19 protein-coding genes are annotated in these 22,009 nt (G+C 70.3%); 9 read left to right on the forward strand and 10 right to left on the reverse strand.

Going from position 1 to position 22,009, the window contains the following annotated elements; genetic code table 11:
• Window positions 1-7: 7 nt before the first annotated feature.
• Together EV380_RS09440 and EV380_RS09445 are read right to left on the reverse strand one after the other, a co-directional pair.
• A complete protein-coding gene (locus EV380_RS09440) occupies window positions 8-1,243 on the reverse strand; it encodes a sugar ABC transporter substrate-binding protein (protein ID WP_102157310.1) in 1,236 nt (411 codons plus the stop codon).
• A 55-nt stretch (window positions 1,244-1,298) separates the two neighbouring features.
• Window positions 1,299-2,492 carry a Gfo/Idh/MocA family protein gene (locus tag EV380_RS09445; protein WP_130450950.1) on the reverse strand — a complete coding sequence of 398 codons (1,194 nt, stop codon included), beginning with the start codon at window positions 2,490-2,492 and terminating at the stop codon, window positions 1,299-1,301.
• A gap of 171 nt (window positions 2,493-2,663) precedes the next feature.
• Between EV380_RS09445 and EV380_RS09450 the strand changes: the two genes are divergently transcribed.
• The gene (locus EV380_RS09450) at window positions 2,664-3,683 is read left to right on the forward strand and encodes a LacI family DNA-binding transcriptional regulator (RefSeq protein WP_165391924.1); all 1,020 of its coding nucleotides are present in this window, start codon (window positions 2,664-2,666) and stop codon (window positions 3,681-3,683) included.
• On the opposite strand, the gene EV380_RS09455 is transcribed toward EV380_RS09450, so the two are convergent.
• Window positions 3,680-5,362, reverse strand: a complete 1,683-nt coding sequence (locus EV380_RS09455) for an ATP-binding cassette domain-containing protein (RefSeq protein WP_130450952.1) — start codon at window positions 5,360-5,362, stop codon at window positions 3,680-3,682. The genes EV380_RS09450 and EV380_RS09455 overlap by 4 nt on opposite strands.
• 367 nt (window positions 5,363-5,729) lie before the next feature.
• On the opposite strand from EV380_RS09455, the gene EV380_RS09460 reads away from it, so the two are divergent.
• The 3 genes from EV380_RS09460 to EV380_RS09470 are packed head-to-tail and all read left to right on the forward strand — an operon-like array spanning window position 5,730 to window position 11,082.
• Complete coding sequence (locus EV380_RS09460; protein WP_130450953.1) at window positions 5,730-7,274, forward strand: pyridoxal phosphate-dependent decarboxylase family protein; 1,545 nt, start codon at window positions 5,730-5,732, stop codon at window positions 7,272-7,274.
• On the forward strand, window positions 7,271-8,695 hold the full coding sequence (locus EV380_RS09465) for a lysine N(6)-hydroxylase/L-ornithine N(5)-oxygenase family protein (protein ID WP_242607567.1): 1,425 nt from the start codon (window positions 7,271-7,273) through the stop codon (window positions 8,693-8,695). Before EV380_RS09460 ends, EV380_RS09465 begins: the two co-directional genes overlap by 4 nt.
• Window positions 8,692-11,082, forward strand: a complete 2,391-nt coding sequence (locus tag EV380_RS09470) for a GNAT family N-acetyltransferase (RefSeq protein ID WP_130450954.1) — start codon at window positions 8,692-8,694, stop codon at window positions 11,080-11,082. Before EV380_RS09465 ends, EV380_RS09470 begins: the two co-directional genes overlap by 4 nt.
• Before the next feature lie 118 nt (window positions 11,083-11,200).
• Here the strand turns inward: EV380_RS09470 and EV380_RS09475 are convergent, their stop codons facing one another.
• The 5 genes from EV380_RS09475 to EV380_RS09495 all read right to left on the reverse strand — a co-directional run bounded on the left by EV380_RS09475 (window position 11,201) and on the right by EV380_RS09495 (window position 15,772).
• Window positions 11,201-11,932, reverse strand: coding sequence for a tyrosine-protein phosphatase (locus tag EV380_RS09475; RefSeq protein ID WP_130450955.1), 732 nt, complete (start codon window positions 11,930-11,932; stop codon window positions 11,201-11,203).
• Complete coding sequence (locus EV380_RS09480) at window positions 11,929-12,522, reverse strand: GNAT family N-acetyltransferase (RefSeq protein WP_130450956.1); 594 nt, start codon at window positions 12,520-12,522, stop codon at window positions 11,929-11,931. The genes EV380_RS09475 and EV380_RS09480 overlap by 4 nt, the downstream gene beginning before the upstream one ends.
• Before the next feature lie 370 nt (window positions 12,523-12,892).
• Entirely contained in the window at window positions 12,893-13,741 is an 849-nt protein-coding gene (locus tag EV380_RS09485) for a 3-hydroxyacyl-CoA dehydrogenase family protein (protein WP_130450957.1), read from the reverse strand.
• 7 nt (window positions 13,742-13,748) lie between these two features.
• Entirely contained in the window at window positions 13,749-14,549 is an 801-nt protein-coding gene (locus EV380_RS09490) for an enoyl-CoA hydratase/isomerase family protein (RefSeq protein WP_130450958.1), read from the reverse strand.
• A gap of 2 nt (window positions 14,550-14,551) precedes the next feature.
• Complete coding sequence (locus tag EV380_RS09495; protein ID WP_130450959.1) at window positions 14,552-15,772, reverse strand: acetyl-CoA C-acyltransferase; 1,221 nt, start codon at window positions 15,770-15,772, stop codon at window positions 14,552-14,554.
• Window positions 15,773-15,955: 183 nt separating this feature from the next.
• On the opposite strand from EV380_RS09495, the gene EV380_RS09500 reads away from it, so the two are divergent.
• Window positions 15,956-16,366 carry a VOC family protein gene (locus tag EV380_RS09500; RefSeq protein ID WP_130450960.1) on the forward strand — a complete coding sequence of 137 codons (411 nt, stop codon included), beginning with the start codon at window positions 15,956-15,958 and terminating at the stop codon, window positions 16,364-16,366.
• Window positions 16,367-16,394: 28 nt separating this feature from the next.
• Here the strand turns inward: EV380_RS09500 and EV380_RS09505 are convergent, their stop codons facing one another.
• The gene (locus EV380_RS09505; RefSeq protein WP_242607727.1) at window positions 16,395-17,807 is read right to left on the reverse strand and encodes an amino acid permease; all 1,413 of its coding nucleotides are present in this window, start codon (window positions 17,805-17,807) and stop codon (window positions 16,395-16,397) included.
• A gap of 312 nt (window positions 17,808-18,119) precedes the next feature.
• Here EV380_RS09505 and EV380_RS09510 point away from each other — a divergent pair, with 312 nt between their 5' ends.
• From EV380_RS09510 to EV380_RS09520, 3 genes are all read left to right on the forward strand, one after another.
• A complete protein-coding gene (locus tag EV380_RS09510; RefSeq protein ID WP_130450961.1) occupies window positions 18,120-19,079 on the forward strand; it encodes a 1,4-dihydroxy-2-naphthoyl-CoA synthase in 960 nt (319 codons plus the stop codon).
• Window positions 19,080-19,086: 7 nt separating this feature from the next.
• The gene (locus EV380_RS09515) at window positions 19,087-20,202 is read left to right on the forward strand and encodes an AMP-binding protein (protein WP_130450962.1); all 1,116 of its coding nucleotides are present in this window, start codon (window positions 19,087-19,089) and stop codon (window positions 20,200-20,202) included.
• Between the two features lie 92 nt (window positions 20,203-20,294).
• Window positions 20,295-21,203 (forward strand): 1,4-dihydroxy-2-naphthoate polyprenyltransferase, encoded by a 909-nt coding sequence (locus EV380_RS09520; RefSeq protein WP_130450963.1) that lies wholly within the window; start codon window positions 20,295-20,297, stop codon window positions 21,201-21,203.
• Here the strand turns inward: EV380_RS09520 and EV380_RS09525 are convergent.
• Window positions 21,200-21,496, reverse strand: coding sequence for a DUF4229 domain-containing protein (locus tag EV380_RS09525; RefSeq protein WP_130450964.1), 297 nt, complete (start codon window positions 21,494-21,496; stop codon window positions 21,200-21,202). The two genes, EV380_RS09520 and EV380_RS09525, sit on opposite strands and share 4 nt — an antisense overlap.
• A gap of 69 nt (window positions 21,497-21,565) precedes the next feature.
• Here EV380_RS09525 and EV380_RS09530 point away from each other — a divergent pair, with 69 nt between their 5' ends.
• A complete protein-coding gene (locus tag EV380_RS09530) occupies window positions 21,566-22,003 on the forward strand; it encodes a PLDc N-terminal domain-containing protein (protein WP_130450965.1) in 438 nt (145 codons plus the stop codon).
• The last annotated feature ends 6 nt before the right edge of the window (window positions 22,004-22,009 follow it).

Here is a 22,009-nt window from a genome sequence, read left to right on the forward strand (position 1 = left end):
CACGGGGTCAGCCCTGCGCGGCCTGTTCGAAAGCCTCCTCGGCTGTGGCCTTGCCGGTCAGCGCGAGCTGGATGGCGGTGTAGATCTCCGTCGCCGTGGCGGGCCACTCGGTGCCGAGCTGGCCGGTGCGCGAGCGGGCGTTGCGGACCTGCTCGGCGAACGCCTCCATCGAGGGGACCTCCTCGACGTACTCGTCGATCAGGTCCGTGCGGGTCGGCACCTTGAACGTCGCCTTCGCGATCTCGAGCTGGTTCTCCTCGCCGGAGATGCAAGCGACGAACTCGGCGGCCTTGGCCTGCTTGGCCTCGTCCCCGGTGGCCGGCACGGTCCAGACCTCGCCGCCGAGCGGTGCGATCGGGGTCTCGCCGGCGTTGGGGACGGGAACCTGCACGGAATCGTAGTTGATGCCGGACTCCTCCAGGGCGGGGATCTGCCACGGGCCGTTGATCGTCATGGCGGCGTTGCCGGCTGCGAACTGATCCTTGGCGTCCCCCTGGGACCAGTTCATGACGGACTCCGACGCGGAGCCGGACTCGACCAGGTCGACCCACAGCTCCAGCGCCTCGGCGACCTGAGGCGTCGTCAGGTCCGTCTCGTCACCGCCGTTGGACCACATGAACGGCAGGAACTGCCACGAGCCCTCGTAGGTCGCGACGGCGGAGAAGGAGAGCCCGTACCGGTCCCCCTCCGTGAGCGCCTCGGCCGCGGACTTCAGTTCGTCCCACGTCTGCGGGGGCTCGATTCCGGCCTCTTCGAGCATGTCCACGTTGTAGAACAGCCCGAGCGTGTTCACGACCGGGCCCAGCCCGTAAACCTCGCCCTCGTAGGAGGCCGCGTCGAGGATGCCCTGCGCGAATCCGGAGGTGTCGAGACCGTAGTCGCTCAGCGGGGTCAGCCCGCCGGACTGGGCGATCTCCTGCACGTCCGGGTTGTCGAGCATGAGGACGTCGGGCAGCGTGCGCGAGGACGAACGCTGCAGCACCTTCTGGATGAGGTCCTGCCCGGGCACGGTCTCGCGCTTGATGCTCACGCCGATCTCGGCGCCGCAGTCGTCGATGGCCGCCTGCATCAGGGATTTGTCCGGCTCGTTGTTGTAGTAGTCCAGGACGGTGAGCGTGTCGGGGTCGGAGCCGGCCGTGCCGGATCCGCCGCCGCAGGCGGTCAGGGCCAGCGGTACGACGGCGGCGGTCGCCGCCGCGGACAGCAGTCGCCGGCGGATGGTGGGCGGGGTGTTCTTCTGCATGGGTGCTCCTGTGTCGGGTGTGTACATCAGAGGGAAGGTGCGCAGCGCGGGCGGTTCAGGCGCCCGCGGCGGGGACCGGCGTCAGCCGGGAATCATCGGCGGCGCTGGCCTCGACGGCAGCGAGGACGCGCTGGACGTAGTCGCCGTCGCCGAACGAAGGGGCGGCGGCGGGGCCTCCGGCGATCGCCCGGGCGAAGCCGACGGCCTGGTGCACGAACGCGTGGTCGTAGCCGAGCCCGTGCCCGGGCGGCCACCACGCGTCGACGTAGGGGTGGTCGGGCTCGGTCACGTGGATCCGGCGGAAACCGGCCTCGGCGGCGGGCAGCGTGTGGTCGTGGAACCAGAGCTCGTTGAGGTTCTCGAAGTCGAAGTAGACGGATCCGGCGGACCCGTTGACCTCGAACTGGATCGCGTTCTTGCGTCCCGCGGCGAAGCGGGTGGCCTCGAAGGAGGCGAGGGCGCCGCCGTCAGTCCGGCCCGTGAAGAGCGCGGCGTCGTCGACTGTGACCTCACCGCTGCCCGCGCCGGCCGTCGCGGCAAGGCCGCCTGAGGCCTCCGGCAGCGGGCGTTGCTTCACGAACGTCTCGGTCAGGGCGCTGACCTCGGCGAGGTGCTGGCCGGTGACGAAGGCGGCCATGTCAACCAAGTGGGCGCCGATGTCGCCGAGGGCGCCCGAGCCGGCGCGTTCGCGCTGGAGCCGCCAGACGAGCGGGAAGTCAGGGTCCGCGATCCAGTCCTGCAGGTAGCGGGCCCGGATGTGGCGGATCTGCCCGAGCCGCCCGTCCTCAACGAGGCGCCGGGCGTACGCGATCGCCGGCGTGCCGCGGTAGCTGTAGCCGACCATGGACTTCACGCCCCGATCGGCTGCCGCCCGGGCCGCCGCGACCATCGCCGCGGCCTCCTCCGGAGTGTTGGCCAGCGGCTTCTCGCACAGTACGTGCTTGCCGGCCTCGAGCGCGGCGATCGCGATCGGCGCGTGCAGGTCGCCGGGCACGCAGATATCGATCACGTCGACGTCGTCCGCTTCGACCAGCCGCCGCCAGTCCGTCTCGACCCGCCCGATCCCGAAGCGGGTCGCGAACTCCCCGGCCCGCGTCCCGTCGCGGCCGCTGACGGCGACGATTTCGGGGCGGGCGGCAAGATCGAAGAATTTCGGGGCGCTCTGCCAGGCCGCCGCGTGGATGCTGCCCATGAACGAGTACCCGATCAGGCCGATGCGCAGCGTCTGCGCACTCTTCGCGTCTGTCATGCCGTTCCTCTCCTCCCCCGGCGGTGTGTCCGCTCGATCGCGTTGACACCCCACCGGTTAAGCGCTTAACTTGTCTGGAGTCGAGTATGGAGTGATGCGATTCACATTGTCAACACCCGCCGCGATTTACCGGCAGGCATAATGAGGTGGAACCCGAAAAAGGAGGGCGTCATGGCCACCATGCAGGACGTCGCACGGCACGCCCAGGTCTCCATCGCGACCGTTTCCTTCGTCCTCAACAAGACGAAGCCCGTCACGGCGGCGACGCGGGAGCGCGTCGAGGCGGCCATGGCGGAACTCGGCTACCGCCGCAATCCGGCCGGGAGCGCCCTGGCCCGCGGCCGCACGGACATCATCGCGCTCCTCTATCCCGCGCTCCAGCGCCAATTGCATGCGACGGCGACCCGCTTCTTCACGAGTGCGGCCGAGCGCGCGAGCGAACGCGGATTCAGTCTCGTCCTCTGGCCCGCCGCCAATGAGGCCGCGCAAATCGAAGAGCTCACACGCAGCGGCCTGATCGACGGAGTCCTGCTCATGGAGGTCCAGCTCGACGACGCCCGCGTCGAGGCCCTGCGCGGCGGGAGCACGCCCTTCGCTCTGATCGGCCGCACCCAGGACCCCTCCGGCCTACCCTTCGTCGACATCGACTTCGAGCAGACGGTAGTGCAAGCGGTCGAGCAGATCGTCACCCTCGGCCACACGAACATCGCCTTCATCTACGACCACTCCGGCCCCACGACCCTGCACGCCTACGGCGCGATCGCGCGGGCAAGCCGCGCCTTCCACGACACCCTGGCGCAGTCGGGCCTGACGGGGGTCTTAGTGGACTGCCGCGAGAATCCGCGCGCGGGCCGCCTCGTGGGCGAGACCTTCCGCGCCGATTTCCCGGACGCCACCGCCGTGATCATCATGAACGAGCTGGCGAGCCCGGGCTTCATGACGGGCCTGCGCCGCTCCGGTGCCCGGGTCCCCGAGGACCTCTCGGTGCTCTCGATCGTCTCCTCGGAAACCGTCGCGACGATGTCAGACCCGGAGCTGGCGTTCATGCGCGCCCCCGCCGTCGAGCTGGGCCGGCTCGGCGTGGACGCCATCATCGACCGGATCACCGCCCCGGACTCGCCCCTCCCCCACACCCTCGTCCCCTGTGAAATGGTCCCCGGCCCCTCCCTCGGGCCGACCCCGGAGCACTAACCCACGCGCCACTCGGTGCCCGGGCCGACTCGGCGCGCAAACTCGTCGTCGTGCGTGACGAGAACCAGCGCCCCGCCGAAGCCTTCGAGCGCGGAGACCAGCTGGTCCACCGAGTCGAGGTCGAGGTTGTTGGTCGGCTCGTCGAGCAGGAGCAGCTGCGGAGCCGGGTCCGCCAACAGGATCCGCGCGAGCGCGACCCGGAAGCGCTCCCCGCCCGAGAGCTGTCCGACCGCCTCGCCCACACGCGCACCGCGGAAGTGGAAGCGCGCCAGTCGAGCCTTGACCTCCGCCTCCGTCGAGCCCGGCAGCACGGAGCGAACGTTCGCGAGCACGCTGGCGTCGTCGTTGAGGCCCTCCCAGCCGTCGCCGCCACCGAGGCGCTGGCGCAACCAGCCCACCGGCACGACGGCGGCGTCGGCAATTTGCGCGAGCAGCGTCGACTTGCCGGCCCCGTTGCGCCCCGTCACGCGCACGCGTTCGGGCCCGCGCAGGTGCAGGATTGCGCCGCCGACGGGGGACTGATCGACTACTGCGTCGCGAGGCAGGTCAAGGCTCGCGAGCGGAAGATCGAGGACCGTGCGCCCGGCCGGGACGCAGGTGTCCGGCAGGTCGATGCTGATCGCGATGTCCGCCGGCAGCTCCTCCCGGGCGGCGTCGAGGTCTGCGCGGGCCGCCCCCTCCTTGCCCGCCATCATGGTCCGGGTCCGGCCGGCCGTGGCCTCGGCCTGGTTGCGTCGCGCGTTGGCGAGGATCTTGGGCATGCTGTCGGCGGCGGCCCGGCCCGAGCGGGCGCTGCGGGCGAGCTTGGTTTCCGCCTCGATTCGCTGCCGGCGCTCGGTTGCAAGGTGAGAGGCCGCCTCGCGCACGCGCCGCTCGGCGCTCTCGCGCTCGGCCGCGAGGCCCTGACGGTAGACCTCCCACGCGTCCGCCGTCCCCGAAGCGCCGAACGTGCGCAGTTCCGCCCGCTCGGCGAGCATCGAGCGCACGCCGACGGGGCGCAGCTCGGCGATGGCGTCGACGCGGCGCAGCAGCTCGACGTCGTGGCTGGCCACCACCAGGGTGCGGTCGCCGCGGCCCGCACCCCAGCGCTCGACGGCGGAGTAGAACCGGGCGCGGGCGACGGCGTCGAGGTTGTTGGTCGGCTCGTCGCAGAGCGTGAGGGCTGCACCCGCGCGCTCGACGCCGGCGAGCGCGACGATCATCGCCTCCCCGCCGGAGAGCGTCCCGACGCTACGGGTGAGGAACCCGGGCCCGTCGACGGGCAGCCCGTACTCGGCCAAGAGCGCGATGCTGCGCTCCTCGAGGTCCCACTCGTCGCCGACCAGCTCCAGGGCGCGCAGCAGTTCGTCGCCCTCGAGCCCGCCGTCCAGCACTCCGCGCAGGGCGTCGAGCCGGCCGGCGATGCCGAGCAGATCGGCGACCGTGTCGCCGGTGCGCAGGGTGGTCTCCTGCGGGAGGTAGGCGACGTCGTCGGGCGCGGAAAGGCCGCCCTCGGTCGGCGCGAGGCGCGAGGCGGCAAGCTTGAGCAGGACGGACTTGCCGGTCCCGTTGGGGCCGACGAGGCCGACGGTGCCGGTCAGCGTGGCGGTGAGTTCGTCGAAGATGCGGCGGCCGTCGGGCCAGACGAAACCGAGGCGGTCGAGCCGCAGGGATGCCCGTGACGAATCGTGACGCGGCATGCGAGGACGTACTGACGAGGGGGTTGAAGACATGGGGCGCTCCCGGGAAGAGATGGATGCGCCGGCGGGTGCGGCGCGATTCAGCGGAGGGTGCGCACGGTCTTCAACGGAATGCCTTTGCTCGACGACGGGAGGACCTCAGTTTCCGCCATCCCATTGGGCTTTGTCAACCAGTACTCGCGGACCCGCTCGGACGTGATGACCGACACGTGAGGGCGCGGGGACTTGAATTAGGAACCACTTGTATGTGCTTAATGTCATCGCATTAGGCAAGCCTTACTTAAAGGTCGAAGTTTCGGCGGACTCCCCCAGCCCACCACCGCCTCGGCCTCCGTACTTGTCAGGGATCGAATCATCAGGAGAGTCCATGACCCCCGTGAGCATCACCGACCGCACCGGCGTCCCCCTCGGGGCCGCCGCCTCCGCGGTCCCGCAGCACCCGCTGGCGGCCGCCAACCAGCTGCTGGCCGGTGAGACCGTGCACCAGTTCATCGCCGAATCCGGTGCCGCGACGCTGCTGGCGGCCTCGGCCGTCGCCGGCGCCCGCGGCCCCTCGACCGGCCCCACGCCGGAGGCCCTCGGCGCGCGCATCGACGCCGTCGACCTCTCGGCCCCGCTCGGCGGCACCAACGCCGCCCTCACCGAGGCCGCGGACCTCTATCTCAAGGACGCCGTCTACTTCCACCATCCGCGCTACCAGGCGCACCTGAACTGCCCCGTCCTGATCCCCGCCGTCGCCGCCGAGGCACTCGTGACCAGCGTGAACTCCTCGATGGACACGTGGGACCAGTCGGCCGGCGCGACCCTCATCGAGCGCCGCCTGACGCGCTGGACCGCGGACCTCATCGGCCTCGGCACGGACGCCGACGGCATCTTCACCTCGGGCGGCACGCAGTCCAACCTGCAGGCGATGCTCATCGCCCGCAACCACGCGGTCGCGTCCCGCACGGGCTCGCTGCCCGAGCGCCTGGCCGGGCTGCGCATCTACGCTTCGGCCGATTCGCACTTCAGCATCTCCAAAGCCGCCACCCTGCTCGGCATGGGCGAGGACGCCGTCGTCGCCGTCCCGACCGACTCCGCCCACCGCATGGACGCGGCTGCGCTGCGCTCCGCCGTGGACGCCGACGCCGCCGCCGGCCTGACCCCGATGGCGATCGTCGCCACCGCCGGCACCACCGACTTCGGGGCCATCGACCCGCTGGCCGCGTGCTCCGCCCTCGCGGGTGAGCACGGTGCCTGGTTCCATGTCGACGCCGCGTACGGCTGCGGCCTCCTGATCTCCCGCCACCGGGACCGACTCGCCGGCATCGAGGGTGCCGACTCGGTCACCGTGGACTACCACAAGTCCTTCTTCCAGCCCATCGGCTCGAGCGCCCTGCTCCTCGCCGACGGCGCGAACTTCGGGCACATCACCCATTACTCCGAATACCTCAACCCCGCCGGGCAGGCCGGCACCGTGCCGAACCAGGTCGACAAGTCGCTGCAGACCACGCGCCGCTTCGACGCCCTCAAGCTCTGGGTCTCGCTGCGGTCGATGGGCGCCGAGGCGATCGGCGCGCTCTTCGACGAGCTGATCGATCTCGCCGCCACGGCGGCCTCCCTCGTCGCCGCGCACCCGGAGCTCGAACTCGCCGCCGAGGCGCAGTTGAGCACCGTCGTCTTCCGCTTCGTGCCCGCCGGGCACGACGACGCCGCCCCCGGGGCCGCCATCGCTCTGAACGCGCTGCAGGACGAAATCCGCGCCTCCCTCTACTCCTCGGGCGAGGCCATGGTCGCGGCGACGACCGTCGACGGCGCCCGCCACCTCAAACTCACGCTCCTGAACCCCCGCGCCACGCTCGCCGACCTCGAAGCGGTGCTGACCGCCGTCGTCGTCGCGGGCGCCCGCCTGACCGAGGAGGCTGCACGTTGATCCCGTCCCCCACGACCGACCTGACGGACGGCCAGGTGTTCGACGCGGTCGGCATCGGCGCCGGCCCGTTCAACCTCGGCTTCGCCGCGCTCGCGACCGGCGCCCCGGACCTGCGCGTGGCGGTGTTCGATGCCGCCGACGACTTCACGTGGCACCCCGGCATGATGCTGCCCGGCACGCACCTGCAGGTCCCCTTCATGGCGGACCTCGTCACGCTCGCGGATCCGAGCAACGAGCACAGCTTCCTCAACTACCTCAAGGCCTCCGGCCGCCTCTACCCCTTCTACATCCGGGAGAACTTCTATGCGCTGCGCCGCGAATACAGCGACTACCTGCGCTGGGCAGCGCACCGGCTGGACTCGGTGCGCTTCGGCCACACGGTCACGGACGTCACCCACGAAGACGGCTCCTATCGGGTCACCGTGCAGACGCCTGCGGGTGCACGCACGGTCCGCGCGCTGAACCTCGTGCTCGGCACGGGCACGCAGCCGTGGGTCCCGGACACGGTGGACCCCGTCGCGCTGGCCACGGGTGACGCCTTCCACACGAGCGAGTACGCGCACCGGCGCACGCAGCTGGCCGACCGGCACCGGATCGCCGTCGTCGGCAGCGGCCAGTCCGCCGCCGAGGTCGTCGCGGACCTGCTGGAGACTTGGGTGGACACCCCACACGAGGAGACGGGTGAGCCGCGCGAGCTGGTCTGGATGACGCGCTCGCCGCGGTTCTTCCCGCTCGAATACACCAAGCTCACGCTCGAGATGACCTCACCCGAGTACATCGACCACTTCCATGGCCTGCCCACGTCCCGACGCGACGCTCTGGGTGCGGCGCAGAAGGGCCTCTACAAGGGCATCAACGCCGACCTGATCGACCACATCCACGAGCTCATGTACATGCGCGACGTCGAGTCCGCACCCGGGCGCGTGCGCCTCATGGCGGCCACGTCGCTCGACACGCTGACCTCCCGCGTCGACGGGCTGCGCCTGAACGTCCACAACGACGACGACGGCGGGGCGCACGCCCTCGACGTCGACACCACCGTGCTCGCCACCGGGTACGGCTACCGCGAACCCGGCTTCCTGTCCGGCATCGAGGACCGCATTCGCCGGCTGCCCGACGGCCGGTTCGACGTGGACCGCGAGTACTCGATCGGCGTCCACTCCGACGTGCTGGTCCAGAACGCCGAGCTGCACACGCACGGCTTCACCGCCCCCGACCTCGGCATGGGCGCCTACCGCAACTCCGTGATCATCAACCGGATCGCCTCCCGCGAGGTCTATCCGGTGGAGCAGCGCATCGCGTACCAGGAGTTCGGTTCATCGAAACCCGCCGCCGGCACCACCCATCAGTACGACGACGCAGCACCCGCCACCGCGCCCGCCGAAACCGGCGCCGCACCCCGCCAGGAGGCCACCCGATGACCCTGACCACCGAGACCACCGCAACCGCCGGCACTCGCGCGACGACGCCGTCGATCACCTTCCGTCCAGTAGCACCGCAGGCCGACGCGGCCCTGCTGCATTCCTGGATCGCCACCGAGCACGCCCGATTCTGGGGCATGCCGGAAGCGACCGAAGCTGAGGTGCGCGCCGAGTACGAGCGCCTCGACGCCGAGACACACCACCGCGCGCTGATCGCCGAACGCGACGGTGTCCCGCAGTTCCTGGCCGAGGTCTACGACCCGGCGCACTCGCAGCTGGCCGGGCAGTACGCCCATCGCGACGGCGACGCCGGCCTGCACCTGCTGCTGCCGGCAGCCGAGTCCCCCGTGCCCGGCTTCAGCGAGGCGGCCATGACTGCGGCGCTGACCCACGTCTTCTCGGACCCGTCCGTGGTGCGCGTGGTCGTGGAGCCGGACGCCGCGAACACGGCCGTGCACGCACTGAACTCCCGCGTCGGGTTCCGCCCCCTCGGCCGCGTGGACCTGCCGCCGTTCGGATCCGAACCGGCCAAGCGCGCGCTCCTGTCCTTCTGCGACCGCTACGACTTCGCCCGGGCCACCGGTGCCGCGTCGACGATTGCCGCGCATCTGGACCCGGTGCGCTGGGCCGCCGCCAACCGCCACGTGGTCGCGAAGGCGATCGGCGAATTCGCCCACGAGCGCATCTTCGAGCCGGAGGCGACGGACGGCGGCACGTACGTGCTGCGCGGAACCGGGCGCGACGGCGTCGTGCACGAATACGCCTTCGCCGCGACGCGGCACCTGCTCAACCATTGGCGTGTGGACGCGGACTCGCTCACCCACACCGCTGGCGGGGTGGCGCAGAGCGTCGACGCGCAGGAGTTCGCCGTCCAGTTCCAGACGGTGCTGGGGATCTCCGACGCGCAGCTTCCGACGTACGTCGAGGAGCTCGGTTCGACGCTCGCCAGCCACTGCTACAAGCAGCTGCATTCGACCGCTTCGGCCGCCGAGCTCGCCGCCGGCACCGGCGAACCGATGGTCGACTTCCAGCGCATCGAGGCGGCGATGACCGAGGGGCACCCGTGCTTCGTTGCCAACAACGGCCGGCTCGGGCTCGGCGCCCAGGACTACCTGGACTACGCGCCGGAGACCGGGAGCGCGGTGGCGATCGAGTGGGTGGCGCTGCACTCCTCCCGCGCGCGGTACGACGCGGTGCAGGGCCTGGCCCACCGCGACCTGCTGGCCGCCGAGCTCGGCACCGGGACGCTCGGCGCGTTCGACGCGCGCTTGGCCGCGGCGCTGGCGGGCACCGGGCTCGACCCGGCGGACTACCTGTACCTGCCGGTGCACCCGTGGCAGTGGGAGCACCGGCTCGCGGTGACCTTCGCCCCGGACGTCGCAACACGGAAGATGGTGCACCTGGGCGCCGGGGATGACCTGTACCAGCCGCAGCAGTCGATCCGGACGTTCTTCAACCGGACCAGCCCGGAGAAGTGGTACGTGAAAACCGCCTTGTCGGTGGTGAACATGGGGTTCCTGCGCGGGCTGAGCGCGAAGTACATGGAGTCGACGCCGGCGATCAACGAGTGGCTCGAGGAAGTCGTGGCCTCCGACGCCGAGCTGCACGAGCGCCGCGTGGAGCTACTCAAGGAGGTCGCCGCCGTCGGCTACCGGAGCCCGCTCTTCGAGTCCGCAACCGATGCGACGAGCGCGTACCGAAAGATGCTGGCCGCGCTGTGGCGCGAGTCCCCGGCCGAGCGGATCGGCGAGGACGAGCAGCTGGCCACCATGGCGTCCCTGTTGCACGTCGACGCGGACGGCAACTCGCTGGCCGCGGCCATGATCCGCCGGTCGGGGGTGGGCGCGGAGGCGTGGCTGCAGTGCTACCTCGATGCGTACCTCGTCCCGCTGGTGCACTTCCTCATCCGCTACGACCTCGTGTTCATGCCGCACGGCGAGAACATCATCCTGGTCACCCGCAACGGCCTGCCGGACCGGATGCTCATGAAGGATTTGGCGGAGGAGGTCGCGGTGATCGGGCCGAGGACCCCGCTACCCGAGGACATCGAGCGCATCCGCGTGGACGTACCGGCCGAGGAGCGGGTCTTCTCGATCTTCACGGACGTCTTCGACTGCTTCTTCCGGTTCCTCGCGCCCCTGCTCGCGGGCGAGGGGCTGATCACCGAGGAGGAGTTCTGGGGTGTCGTCCGTGAGCGGCTGCGCGCCTACCGGGAGCGGAACCCTGAGCTCGCGGCGGACTTCGACGAGCTCGGCCTCTTCGCCGACGGATTCTCCCTCTCCTGCCTGAACCGGCTGCAGCTGCGGAACAACCAGCAGATGCTGGACCTGGGAGACCAGGCCGGCGGGCTCATCTACGCGGGCACGCTGGAAAACCCGATCGCCTAGCAATTCCGCAATGACGAGTGGCGGTCCGAAACGAATTCGGACCGCCACTTCTCGTTGCGCATTGGATTGAACGACCACGGAGTCCGCATCTCTCCGCCCCTGCGCAACGCCGACGCCGTTACGCGTCGAGGAGGTTCGCGACCGCTAAAATTTCGGCGTCGCTCAGCCCGGCGGCGCGGTCCCCGCCCGGCGCGCGGAGCAGTCCCTCGACGTCGGTCGCGGCGAGGAACGTGTGCAGACGCTCGAGCTTCTCACCGAGCAGTTGTCGGAGCTGCTCTTCCGGTACGTGGGACTCGTACGGGTGCTTGATCGGGCTGACCGCGTGCCACGCGTTGATGCCGCGCAACCCCGACGCGTACTGGTCCGCGACGAGTTCCTCGCGTCCCGCCAGTTTCAGGGCCAAGCTCACGATGAGCCCCGTCCGGTCCCGGCCGGCCGAACAGTGCACGACGACGCCGCCCCCGCGTCCGCCCGCCTGCGCCAGCGCCCGGAACGCCGCGGCGATCTTGTCGGGGAACATCTCGGCGTTCACCGCGTAGTAGGCCGGATCGCTCAGGTAACGGCCCACCCGGGCCATGAACTCGGCGTTGCCCTGGTCCTCAGTCGGCGCGGACAGGATGCGCATGTCCGGCAGCAGTTCGGCCGGAACCTCGGGATCGGTGGGACGCCGGACCCGCTCGTCGGGGTTGCGCAGGTCGACGACGGCGCGGACCCCGTCGTCGTACATGTCCTGCCACCCGGCGGCCGTGAGCCACTCACGCCGGCCCATGCGGAACAGCCGGCCGGCGACGTGGTGGGCGTTGACGGCTCCGTCCCACGGCAGGCTCGAGTGGGCGATGGGCGACGTCATGCGCCGTACCGCGCGACCCGGTGCCGCAAGTGCGCCCTGACCTGCGGCCACTCGGAGGCAACGATCGAGTAGACGCACGTGTCGCGGAGCGCGCCGTCGGCCGTCCTCCTATGGGCGCGCAGCACGCCGTCGAGCTTGGCGCCGAGACGCTCGATAGCCTGCCGCGACTGGTGGTTCATCCAATGGGTCCGGAACTCCACGGCGGGACAGCCGAGGACCTCGAACGCGTGCGTCAGCAGCAGCAGCTTCGACTCCCCGTTGGTGCCAGTGCCGTGGGCCGACGCCCGGTTCCACGTGTAGCCGATCTCGACGCGCGGCAACTCGAGGTCGATGTTCGCGAACGTGGTCATCCCCAACACCTGGCCGCCGGCACCCACTGCGACGAAGGGCATCATCTCGCCGCTGCGCTGGCGGGCCAGTCGGGACTCGATCTCGGCCGCCATCTCTTCGGGGCGAGGCACGCTGGTGTACCAGAGGTTCCACAGCTCACCGTCGCTCGCTGCAGCTACCAGCCCGTCGTGGTGATGTTCCGCGAGCGGCTCGAGGGTGACAAGGGCCCCGGAAAGCGTAGGGGTGGTCAGTAAATCCATGACGCCAGCTTAGCGACCTGCCGAGGTCTCTTCCGCCGGCGTTTGCGAGCGAGAAGCGTGTTGACGCAGTAATGCCAACACACCCGTTTTAGCGGCGTACCCGAGTCCGAACACAACGATCAAAGCAGACAGACGCGGCACCTCAAGGACCCACACAGCTGCCTCAGCGACGGCGAGGAGCACAACAACAAAGACGGCTGTTTGCAGGAAATTCCTCATTTCCATTGCCTTCCGGATCGCGGCCTACTCCGCTCCACGCTACAAGACGCCACCCACTCCGTGAACCATGAGTACTTACTGCTCTTCCGGGGGCACAAATCCAACATCGACTCACGTGGCGTCGGGGTCGGGGTCGGTCGGCGCCGCCGGGTCAGCTCCAGTCGAAGAAGCCCTTGCCCGATTTGCGGCCCAGCTCGCCGGCGGCCACCTTGTCTCGCAGGATCTGCGGCGGCGCGAACCGCGCCCCGAGCTTGGACTCCAGGTACTCGGCGATCCCGAGCCGCACGTCCAGGCCCACGATATCGGTGGTCTTCAGCGGTCCGGTCGGGTGCTTGTAGCCGAGCACCATCGCGTTGTCGATGTCTTCGGCGCTCGCGACGCCCTCCTCGACCATCCGCATGGCCTCGAGCGCGATCGCCACGCCCAGCCGCGAGGACGCGAACCCGGGGGCGTCGTTGACGACGACGGGCGTCTTGCCGAGCGCTCCGGTCCAACCGCGGGCCGCCTCGACGTGGGCGGGGTCGGTCCGCTCGCCGACAACCACCTCGATCAGGGTCGAGGCCGGCACCGGATTGAAGAAGTGCAGGCCCAGGAAATGCTCCGGGCGCTCGAGCTCGCCGGCCAGCGCGGAGACGGAGATCGACGACGTGTTCGAAGCGAGCACGGCGTCGGTGCCGAGGTGCTGCTCGACGGCGCGCAGCGAGGCGACCTTCAGGTCCCAGACCTCGGGGACGGCCTCGACGACGAGCTCACGGTCGGAGAACGCGGCGTAGTCGGTGCTGACAGCCAGCCGGTCCAGGTGGTCGCCCTCGGGCAGGCCGCGCTCGATGGACTTGGCCACGGCGGAGGCGACGCGGTCGCGCGCCGCGGTGGCGGCGTCGTCGTTCTGCTCAACGACGACGACGTCGGCCCCCTTGATCAGGAAGGCGTGGGCGATGCCCGCGCCCATGCGGCCGCCGCCGAGGACGCCGACGCGGGCGGGAAGCTGCTGTTCGGTCATGGTGCTCCTACTTCTTCTTGCGGTCCAGGAAGTCCTGCATGCGCCGGAACTTCTCCTCGGATTCGAAGAGCATGCCCTGGGCCAGCGTGTCGATCATCGGGTGCGCCTCGCGCGGGGCGTGGAAAACGGACTTCGTCAGCCGCACGGCGAGCGGGTCCTGGGCGCCGATGCGTCCGGCGAGTGCGCGCGCGGCGTCGATCAGCTCGTCGCCGGGGACGAGGTCGGTGATCAAGCCGACGCGCAGGCAGTCCTCGCCCGTGAGGATCTTGCCCGCCAGCAGGATCTCTTTGGCGAGCGGCTCGCCGATGAGCTCCTTGAGCCGCCACGTCGCACCGGCGGCCGCCATGATGCCGAGGCCGGTTTCCGGCTGGCCCATGCGCAACTCCGGGGTGCCGATGCGGAAGTCGGCCGCGTAGGCGAGCTCGGCCCCGCCGCCGAGCGCGTAACCGTCGAGCGCGGCGATGACGGGCATCGGGAGCTTGGCGATGCGGTCGAAGAGCGTGGAGTTGATGCCCGCGAGCGCGTCGTCGCGGCGGCGTTCGCGCAGTTGGGCGATGTCCGCGCCCGAGGCGAAGATCCCCTTCACACCCCTCGGGTTCTCCTCGCTCGGCGGCTGCGAGGCCGTGCCCGCCAGGATTAGAATCTTGGGGGTCGATTCGAGGTGGGCGCACACGGCGTGCAGCTCGTCGACCATCGCCTGGTCGATCGCGTTGCGGACCTCGGGGCGGTGCAGCCGCACCCCGAGCCGGTCGTCGGTCTCGGTCAGGAGCAGGGTGGTGAACAGCGCATCATTCAGGGGCTCGGTCATGGTCACACCCGCTCCAACAGCAGGGCCGAGCCCTGACCGACGCCGACGCACATCGTCGCCAGGCCCAGGGCGCCGGGGGCGGCCTCGCGTTCGAGCCGGCCGAGCAGCGTGATGGCCAGGCGCGAGCCCGAGGAGCCGAGCGGGTGGCCCAAGGCGATCGCGCCGCCGTCGTTATTCACGATGCCCTCATCCAGCCCGAGCTCGCGCATGCACGCGAGGGACTGCGAGGCGAACGCCTCGTTGAGTTCGACGGCGGCCAGCTCGCCGAGGCTGCGCCCGGTGCGCTGCATCAGCTTGCGGGTGGCCGGGACCGGGCCGACGCCCATGATCTCCTGGGCCAAGCCCGCCGAGGCGCCGCCGACGACGTGGGCCCGCGGGGTGAGGCCGTACCGCTCGATCGCCGATTCGGAGGCCACGACGACGGCGGAGGCGCCGTCGTTCAGGGTGGAGGCGTTGCCGGCGGTGACCACCTCGCCACCCTTGACCACGGGGCGCAGCCCGGCCAGAACCTCCGCGGTGGTGCCGGCTCGCGGGCCCTCGTCGGTGTCGACCACGGTCACGGCACCCTTGCGGCCGGCCACCTCGACCGGGACGATCTCCTCAGCGAAGCGGCCGGCCTCGATCGCCGCGATCGCCCGCTCGTGGGAGCGCACCGCGAACGCGTCGCAGTCCTCGCGGCTCGTGCCGAAGACCCGGGCGACCTCCTCGGCCGTCTCCGGCATCGAGTAGGTGGCCTTGCCGTCGCGGGAGAGCTCCCCGGAGAGGAAGGCCGGATTCGGGAAGCGCCAGCCGATCGAGGTGTCGTAGGACGCACCGGGCTTGGCGAACGCCGTCGTCGGCTTCTCCATGACCCACGGGGCGCGCGACATCGACTCGACGCCGCCGGCGACCACGATGTCCGCGGCGCCCGCGGCGATCATGTGCTGGGCCATGGTGATGGCGGACATCCCGGACGCGCACAGCCGGTTGACCGTGATCCCGGGGACCGCGTCGGGGAACCCCGCGAGCAGCCACGCCATGCGGGCGACGTTGCGGTTCTCCTCGCCGGCCCCGTTGGCGTTGCCGAGGATCACCTCGTCGACGAGCTCGGGGTCGATCCCGGCGCGCTCGACGGCGGCGCGCACCGTGAGCGCGGCCAGGTCGTCCGGGCGCACGGAGCTCAGGGCCCCGCCGTACCGGCCGACCGGGGTGCGGGCGCCGCCCACCAGAAATGCTTCTGCCATGAGTGCTCCTTCGGCATCCGCGGCGCTCGCCATCGAGCCAGGCCGCGCGTGACTTACTGACCGTTCGTTCACTAATAGTGTCACTCGTCACGGCGCCGGTCAACCGTCAGGACTTTCCCGCCGCAACGCGACGGTCGGCGCCAACCCCTTGCCACGGCGTCGCTCCAGGCCTACCTTGTCGATATGAGACCCACGATCCAATTCGTCCTCGACAGCGCCGACCCCCACGAACTCGCCGCCTGGTGGGCCGAGACCCTGGGCTGGGAGGTCGAGCCCACCGATGAGGCCTTCATCCGCCAGATGATCGCCGACGGCCACGCGACCGAGGCGGACACCCGCGTCTTCCGGGGCGCCCTCGTCTGGCGGGAAATGGGAGTCGTCCGCGAGCCGGACGGACCGGGGCGGATGCTGTTCCAGCTGGTGCCCGAGCCGAAGGCGGGCAAGAACCGGATGCATCTGGACCTGCACTTCGGCGACGAGATTCGCGATCGGCTCGTCGGGCGCGGCGCGACGTTCCTCTACACGGAAACGCAGGGGCCGTTCTCATGGCACACCCTCGCGGACCCGGAGGGCAACGAGTTCTGCATCACGTGAGCGCGCGGCCCCTCCCCTGCGGCCCGACTCAGGCGTCGATCCGCTCGTTCTCCAGACCCGCGGCGGTCGCGTTGCGGCGGACCTTGCGCCAGCCGATCCAGAGCGCAGCGGCGATCACCGGAACGCAGCAGATCGTGTAGAGCCCGAGCCGGAACACCTCCCCCGTCTCCGGGTCCACCATCTTGTCGAAGCTGATCAGGAACGCGATCACGGTCAGCGAGATCAGGCCGGCCCAGCTGGTCCACGGGGAGCCGGCCATCGGCAGCTTCGAGACCCGGCCCTTCTGCCGGCGCAGCATGATCTGGCACGCGAAGATCGTCGCCCACGTGAACAGGACGCCGATCGAGGCGGTGTTCAGGGCCAGGTCGAAGGCATAGGTGCCGCCCAGCCAGATGTTGACGAGGATGCCGACCAGATAGACCGCCCCGACGGCGAGGATCGCCGCGTACGGCACGTGCCGGGCGCTCATCCGCGTCAACCACGACGGGGCGTGGCCGTTGTTCGCCATGGTGCGGAAGATGCGCCCGAGCGAATACAGCCCCGAATTGCACGAGCTCAGCGCGGCGACGATCACCACGAAGTTCATGAGGTCGCCGATCCAGCCGATACCCAGCTGCGCGAAGACAGTCACGAACGGGCTCTCGCCCGCCTTGTACTGGTCCGAGGGCAGCAGCATCGCGAGCAGCAGCACCGAGCCGATGTAGAAGACCACGATGCGGACGACGACGGCGCGGATCGCCTTCGGGACCTCGCGTTCGGCATTCTTCATCTCGCCGGCCGTGATGCCGACGAGTTCGACCCCGTTGTAGGCGAAGATGACCGCGTTGAGCACGAGGATCGAGACGAGGAAGCCCGCCGGGAACATGCCGCCGTCGGCGGCGAAGAGGTTGTCGACGGAGGCCCGGGACTCGCCGACCTGGGCATTCATGATCACGAGCGCCGTGCCGACCGCGAGGAAGATGAGGATCGCGGCGACCTTGAGGAAGGAGGCCCAGAACTCGACCTCGCCGAAGGCCTTGGCGCTGAAGAGGTTCACTGCCACGAGCAACACGAGGGCGCAGAGTGCCGAGATCTCGACGGGCACGTTCGGGAAGAAGAACCGGAAGTACAGCCCGACCGCGATGAGCTCGGCGATGCCGGTCATGACCCAGTTCAAGACATACATCCAGCCGGAGACGAACGCCCCTTTGGGGCCGAAGAGTTCACCGGCGTAGCTGACGAACGAACCGGAGGTCTGCCGGTACATGATCAGCTCGCCGAGGGCGCGCATGAGGAAATAGGCGATCAACCCGGCGAGCGCATAGGAGAAGACCAGGGCCGGGCCGGTCGACGCCAGGCGCCCGCCGGCGCCCATGAAGAGGCCGACGCCGATCGCCCCGCCCATGGCGATCATCTGGACGTGGCGGCGGGAGAGCGACTTCTGGTAACCCTCGCTCGTCAGGTTCGAGGCGGCTCCGTTGCCGCCGTCGTTCTGGCCCGCGCCGTGCGGCGCGGACTCTCGAGTGCTCGTTGACACACGGACTCCTTGGGATGGTAGAGCCAAAATATTCTCAGGGGTCGCGGATCGCGACAGTCCAGTGTAGGGAACGTCGCAGCACCCCGTGAGACGGAACACCACGGCGGATGCCCGGGATCGCGCCACCCGAGCCCTCCCGCCTGAGACACAACTCACAACCAGCGGCGTCCGTGACCGCGCCGAAACCCGACGCACGCGGCCGTGGCGCGCTAGCGCGCGAGCGATAGACTCGGGAGCGTGAATGCTGAAGCGAATGCACTGCCCGAGAAGGTCTCCGACGGTTTCGATCCCACGCAGTGGCGCGTGGTGGAGGGCTTCGATTTCGAGGACATGACCTACCACCGCCAGGTGGAACGGGATCATGCGGGCGCCGTCGTGCGGGACCTGCCCACGGTCCGCATCGCGTTCGACCGCCCGGAGGTTCGCAATGCATTCCGCCCGAAGACCGTGGACGAGCTCTACCGCGCCCTCGACCACGCGCGCATGACCCCGAACGTCGCCACCGTGCTGCTCACGGGCAACGGCCCCTCCCCCAAGGACGCGGGCCACAGCTTCTGCTCCGGCGGCGACCAGCGCATCCGCGGCCGCGACGGCTACCGGTACGCCGACGGCGAGTCGGCCGAGACCATCGACCCGGCCCGCGCCGGCCGCCTGCACATCCTCGAGGTGCAGCGGCTCATGCGCACGATGCCGAAGGTCGTCATCGCCGTCGTCAACGGCTGGGCCGCTGGCGGCGGACACTCGCTGCACGTCGTTGCCGACCTGACGATCGCCTCGCGCGATCACGGCAAGTTCAAGCAGACCGATGCGACCGTCGGATCGTTCGACGCCGGATACGGCTCGGCCCTGCTGGCCCGCCAGGTCGGGCAGAAGTTCGCGCGCGAGATCTTCTTCCGCGCGAAGACCTACACCGCCGAGGAGATGGTCGCCATGGGCGCCGTCAACGAGGCCGTGGAGCACGAGAAGCTCGAGGAGGTCGCCCTCGACTACGCCGCGGACATCGCCCGCCAGTCGCCGCAGGCGCTGCGGATGCTCAAGTTCGCGTTCAACCTGGCCGACGACGGCCTGGCCGGCCAGCAGGTCTTCGCCGGCGAGGCGACCCGCATGGCCTACATGACCGACGAGGCCGTCGAGGGCCGCGACGCCTTCCTCGCCAAGCGCGACCCCGACTGGTCGGACTACCCCTACTACTTCTAGAGGCCCCGTGCTCTCCGCTCCCCTGCAGTCCCTGTACGCCAAGCTGGCCGACGCCCTCGACGAGGGCCCGCCCGTCGAGCCCGTCGACTCCGGCATCGCCGGCGACCCGATCGTGACACACCCCGACGACGCCCCGGCGGGCACCGCCGTCGTGATCCGCACGTCCGGATCGAGCGGGGAGCCCAAGCGGACCGCGCTCACGGTGGAGGCGCTCGCCGCCTCGGCCGAGGCCACCGCAATGCACCTGCGCGCCGACGGCCAGTGGCTGCTCGCACTGCCGACCCACTACGTCGCCGGCGTCTCCGTGCTCACGCGCAGCCTGTTCGCGGGCACGGCGCCCGTGGGGCTCGACGTCGATACGCCCTTCACGGCCGACGCATTCACCGCGGCCGCCGCCGCGATGACGGACCGCGTCCGGCTCACCTCGCTCGTTCCGACTCAGCTGCAGCGCCTTCTGGCGGACCCGAGCGAGGCCACGCTGGCCGTCCTGAAGCGGTTCGACGCGATCCTCGTCGGCGGCGGCCGCACGCCCGACGCCGTCCGCGCCGAGGCCGCCAAGCACGGGCTCACCATCCGCCTCACCTACGGCATGAGCGAGACGTGCGGCGGCTGTGTGTACGACGGCGTCCCGCTGCCCGGCGTGCAGGTGCGCGCCGAGAACGGCCGGCTCTCGCTCGGCGGCCCGATGGTCGCGGCCGGGTACATCGGCGACCCCGAGCGCACGAACGCCCACTTCAGCACGGACATGACGGGCGAACGCTGGTTCCTCACCGACGACCTCGGGTCCTTCGACCCGTCCGACGGCGGCCGGGTCAGCGTCGAGGGCAGGGTCGACGACGTCGTCGTCACCGGGGGCGTCAAAATTTCGGCCGCCGCGGTGCAGCGGGTCCTCGAAGCGGTGCCGGACGCCGGCGACGCGATCGTCGTCGGGGTCCCCGATCCGGAGTGGGGCGCCGCCGTCGCGTGCGCCTACACGGGCGATGCCGATGCGGAGTCGCTCGCGCGACTCGTGCGCGCCGAGCTCGGCGGCCCGGCCGTGCCCAAGCGATGGCTCCGCGTCGGGGCCCTGCCGCGGCTCGCGAACGGCAAACCGGACCGCCGGGCCGTCGTCGCACTGTTCTGAGGTGCCGCAGCGCCTCCCGGATTTCGCCCCGCGGCCCCGAGGAGGGAAAATGGGGCGCTGACACAACGATATTCCGACCCGAGGGAGACGACGTGGCGAGTCCAGGCCAGTGGATCGAGGGCGCCCGGCTGCGCACGCTGCCCATGGCGGTGGCCCCCGTCATCGTCGGAACGGCCGCGGCCTACGACGTCGACGAGAGCCTCCACTGGGTGCGCGCGCTCATGGCCGCCGCCGTCGCGCTGCTGCTGCAGATCGGCGTCAACTACTCCAACGACTACTCCGACGGGATCCGCGGCACCGACGACGCCCGCGTGGGCCCGCTGCGCCTGACCGCCTCGGGGCTCGCCGAGCCGAAACACGTGAAGTACGCGGCTTTCGCGTGCTTCGGTCTGGCCGCGCTGGTGGGTGCGGCGCTCGTCGTCGTCTCGCAGGCCTGGCCGCTGCTGCTCGTCGGCGCGGCAGCGGTCTTTGCCGCGTGGGGGTACACGGGCGGGAAGAACCCGTACGGCTACCAGGGCCTGGGCGATATCTTCGTGTTCCTGTTCTTCGGGCTCGTCGCGACGCTCGGCACGACCTTCACGCAGGTGCTGCAGCTGACCGCTCCGGCCTGGGTCGGGGCCATCTCGACGGGCCTGATCGCCTCGGCGCTGCTCATGGCGAACAATGTCCGCGACATCCCCACCGACCGGGTGGCCGGGAAGCGGACCCTCGCGGTGCGGCTCGGCGACGAGTGGGCGCGCGCGACCTACGTGCTGATGCTCGCGGCCGCGCTCCTGCTGCCGCTGCTGCTGCTCGCCGAGCACCCGTGGCTCATGCTGGTCGCGCTCATCGCGCCGCTGTGCATCGCACCGTCGCTGACGATGATGCGCGCCGGCCACGAGGAGAACGCCGCGCGCGGCGCGCTCATCCCGGTGCTCAAGCAGACGGGCGTGATCAATTTGGGCTACGCGGGCCTCTTCGCCGTCGGCATGGCCATCACGGTGGTGCTGCGCAACAGTTAGCTGCGCCCGCGCTCCGGATCCTCGCGCTCGGCCGCCTCGGCGGCCGCATCCTCTGCGGCGGCGTCGTCGTCGGCGACCTCGTTCTTCCGGCCGCCTGCTCCGGAGAACCGAGCTGCGAGGTCGGCGGACGCGGCCAGACGCAGCCGGTTGAAGAACAGGTAGCTGACCGCGAACGCGACCACAAGGCCGATCCCTGCGGCGACCCACAGATTCCAGCGCATCCCCCAGTAGAGGAGCCAGAAGACGGCGGCGAACAGGGCCAGGCGGAGGAGGGTGAATTTCAAGAACTGCACGCGCCAAGTCTAGCCCGCCGATCTTCGGCGGCGGTCCGCGCGTCGCCCCGTCTCCACTAAACTGGACACATGGTCATTCGCCTCGCAATCGCAGCCTCGATCATCGCGCTGTTCGTCATCATCTACGCGCTGGTCGACTGCCTCCGCACGCCCCCGTACTCGGTGCGCAGCATCTCCAAACCGGCCTGGGTGCTCTCGATCCTGCTGCTTCCGCTCATCGGCGCCCTGCTGTGGTTCTTCCTCGGCCGGCCCCGCTCCGGCGAAGCGCCGGAACAGTACCGCGCCCCGGGATCTTCTTCGCGGACGTCGGCGCCCGACGACGACGCCGCCTTCCTGCGCCGCATCGAGTGGGAGCGCGAGCAGCAGGCCAAGGACGCCGAGCTGAAGAAGCGCGAGGAAGAACTCAAGAAGCGCGAAGGCAAGAAGGACGACGACGGCAAGCCCGACGACGAGGACGGCAGCGGCCCGGCGCCGAGCGGTCCCACCACGGACCCGCGCAACAACTGACGCAGC

The organism is Zhihengliuella halotolerans (genome assembly GCF_004217565.1).
GTDB classification, from domain to species: domain Bacteria; phylum Actinomycetota; class Actinomycetes; order Actinomycetales; family Micrococcaceae; genus Zhihengliuella; species Zhihengliuella halotolerans.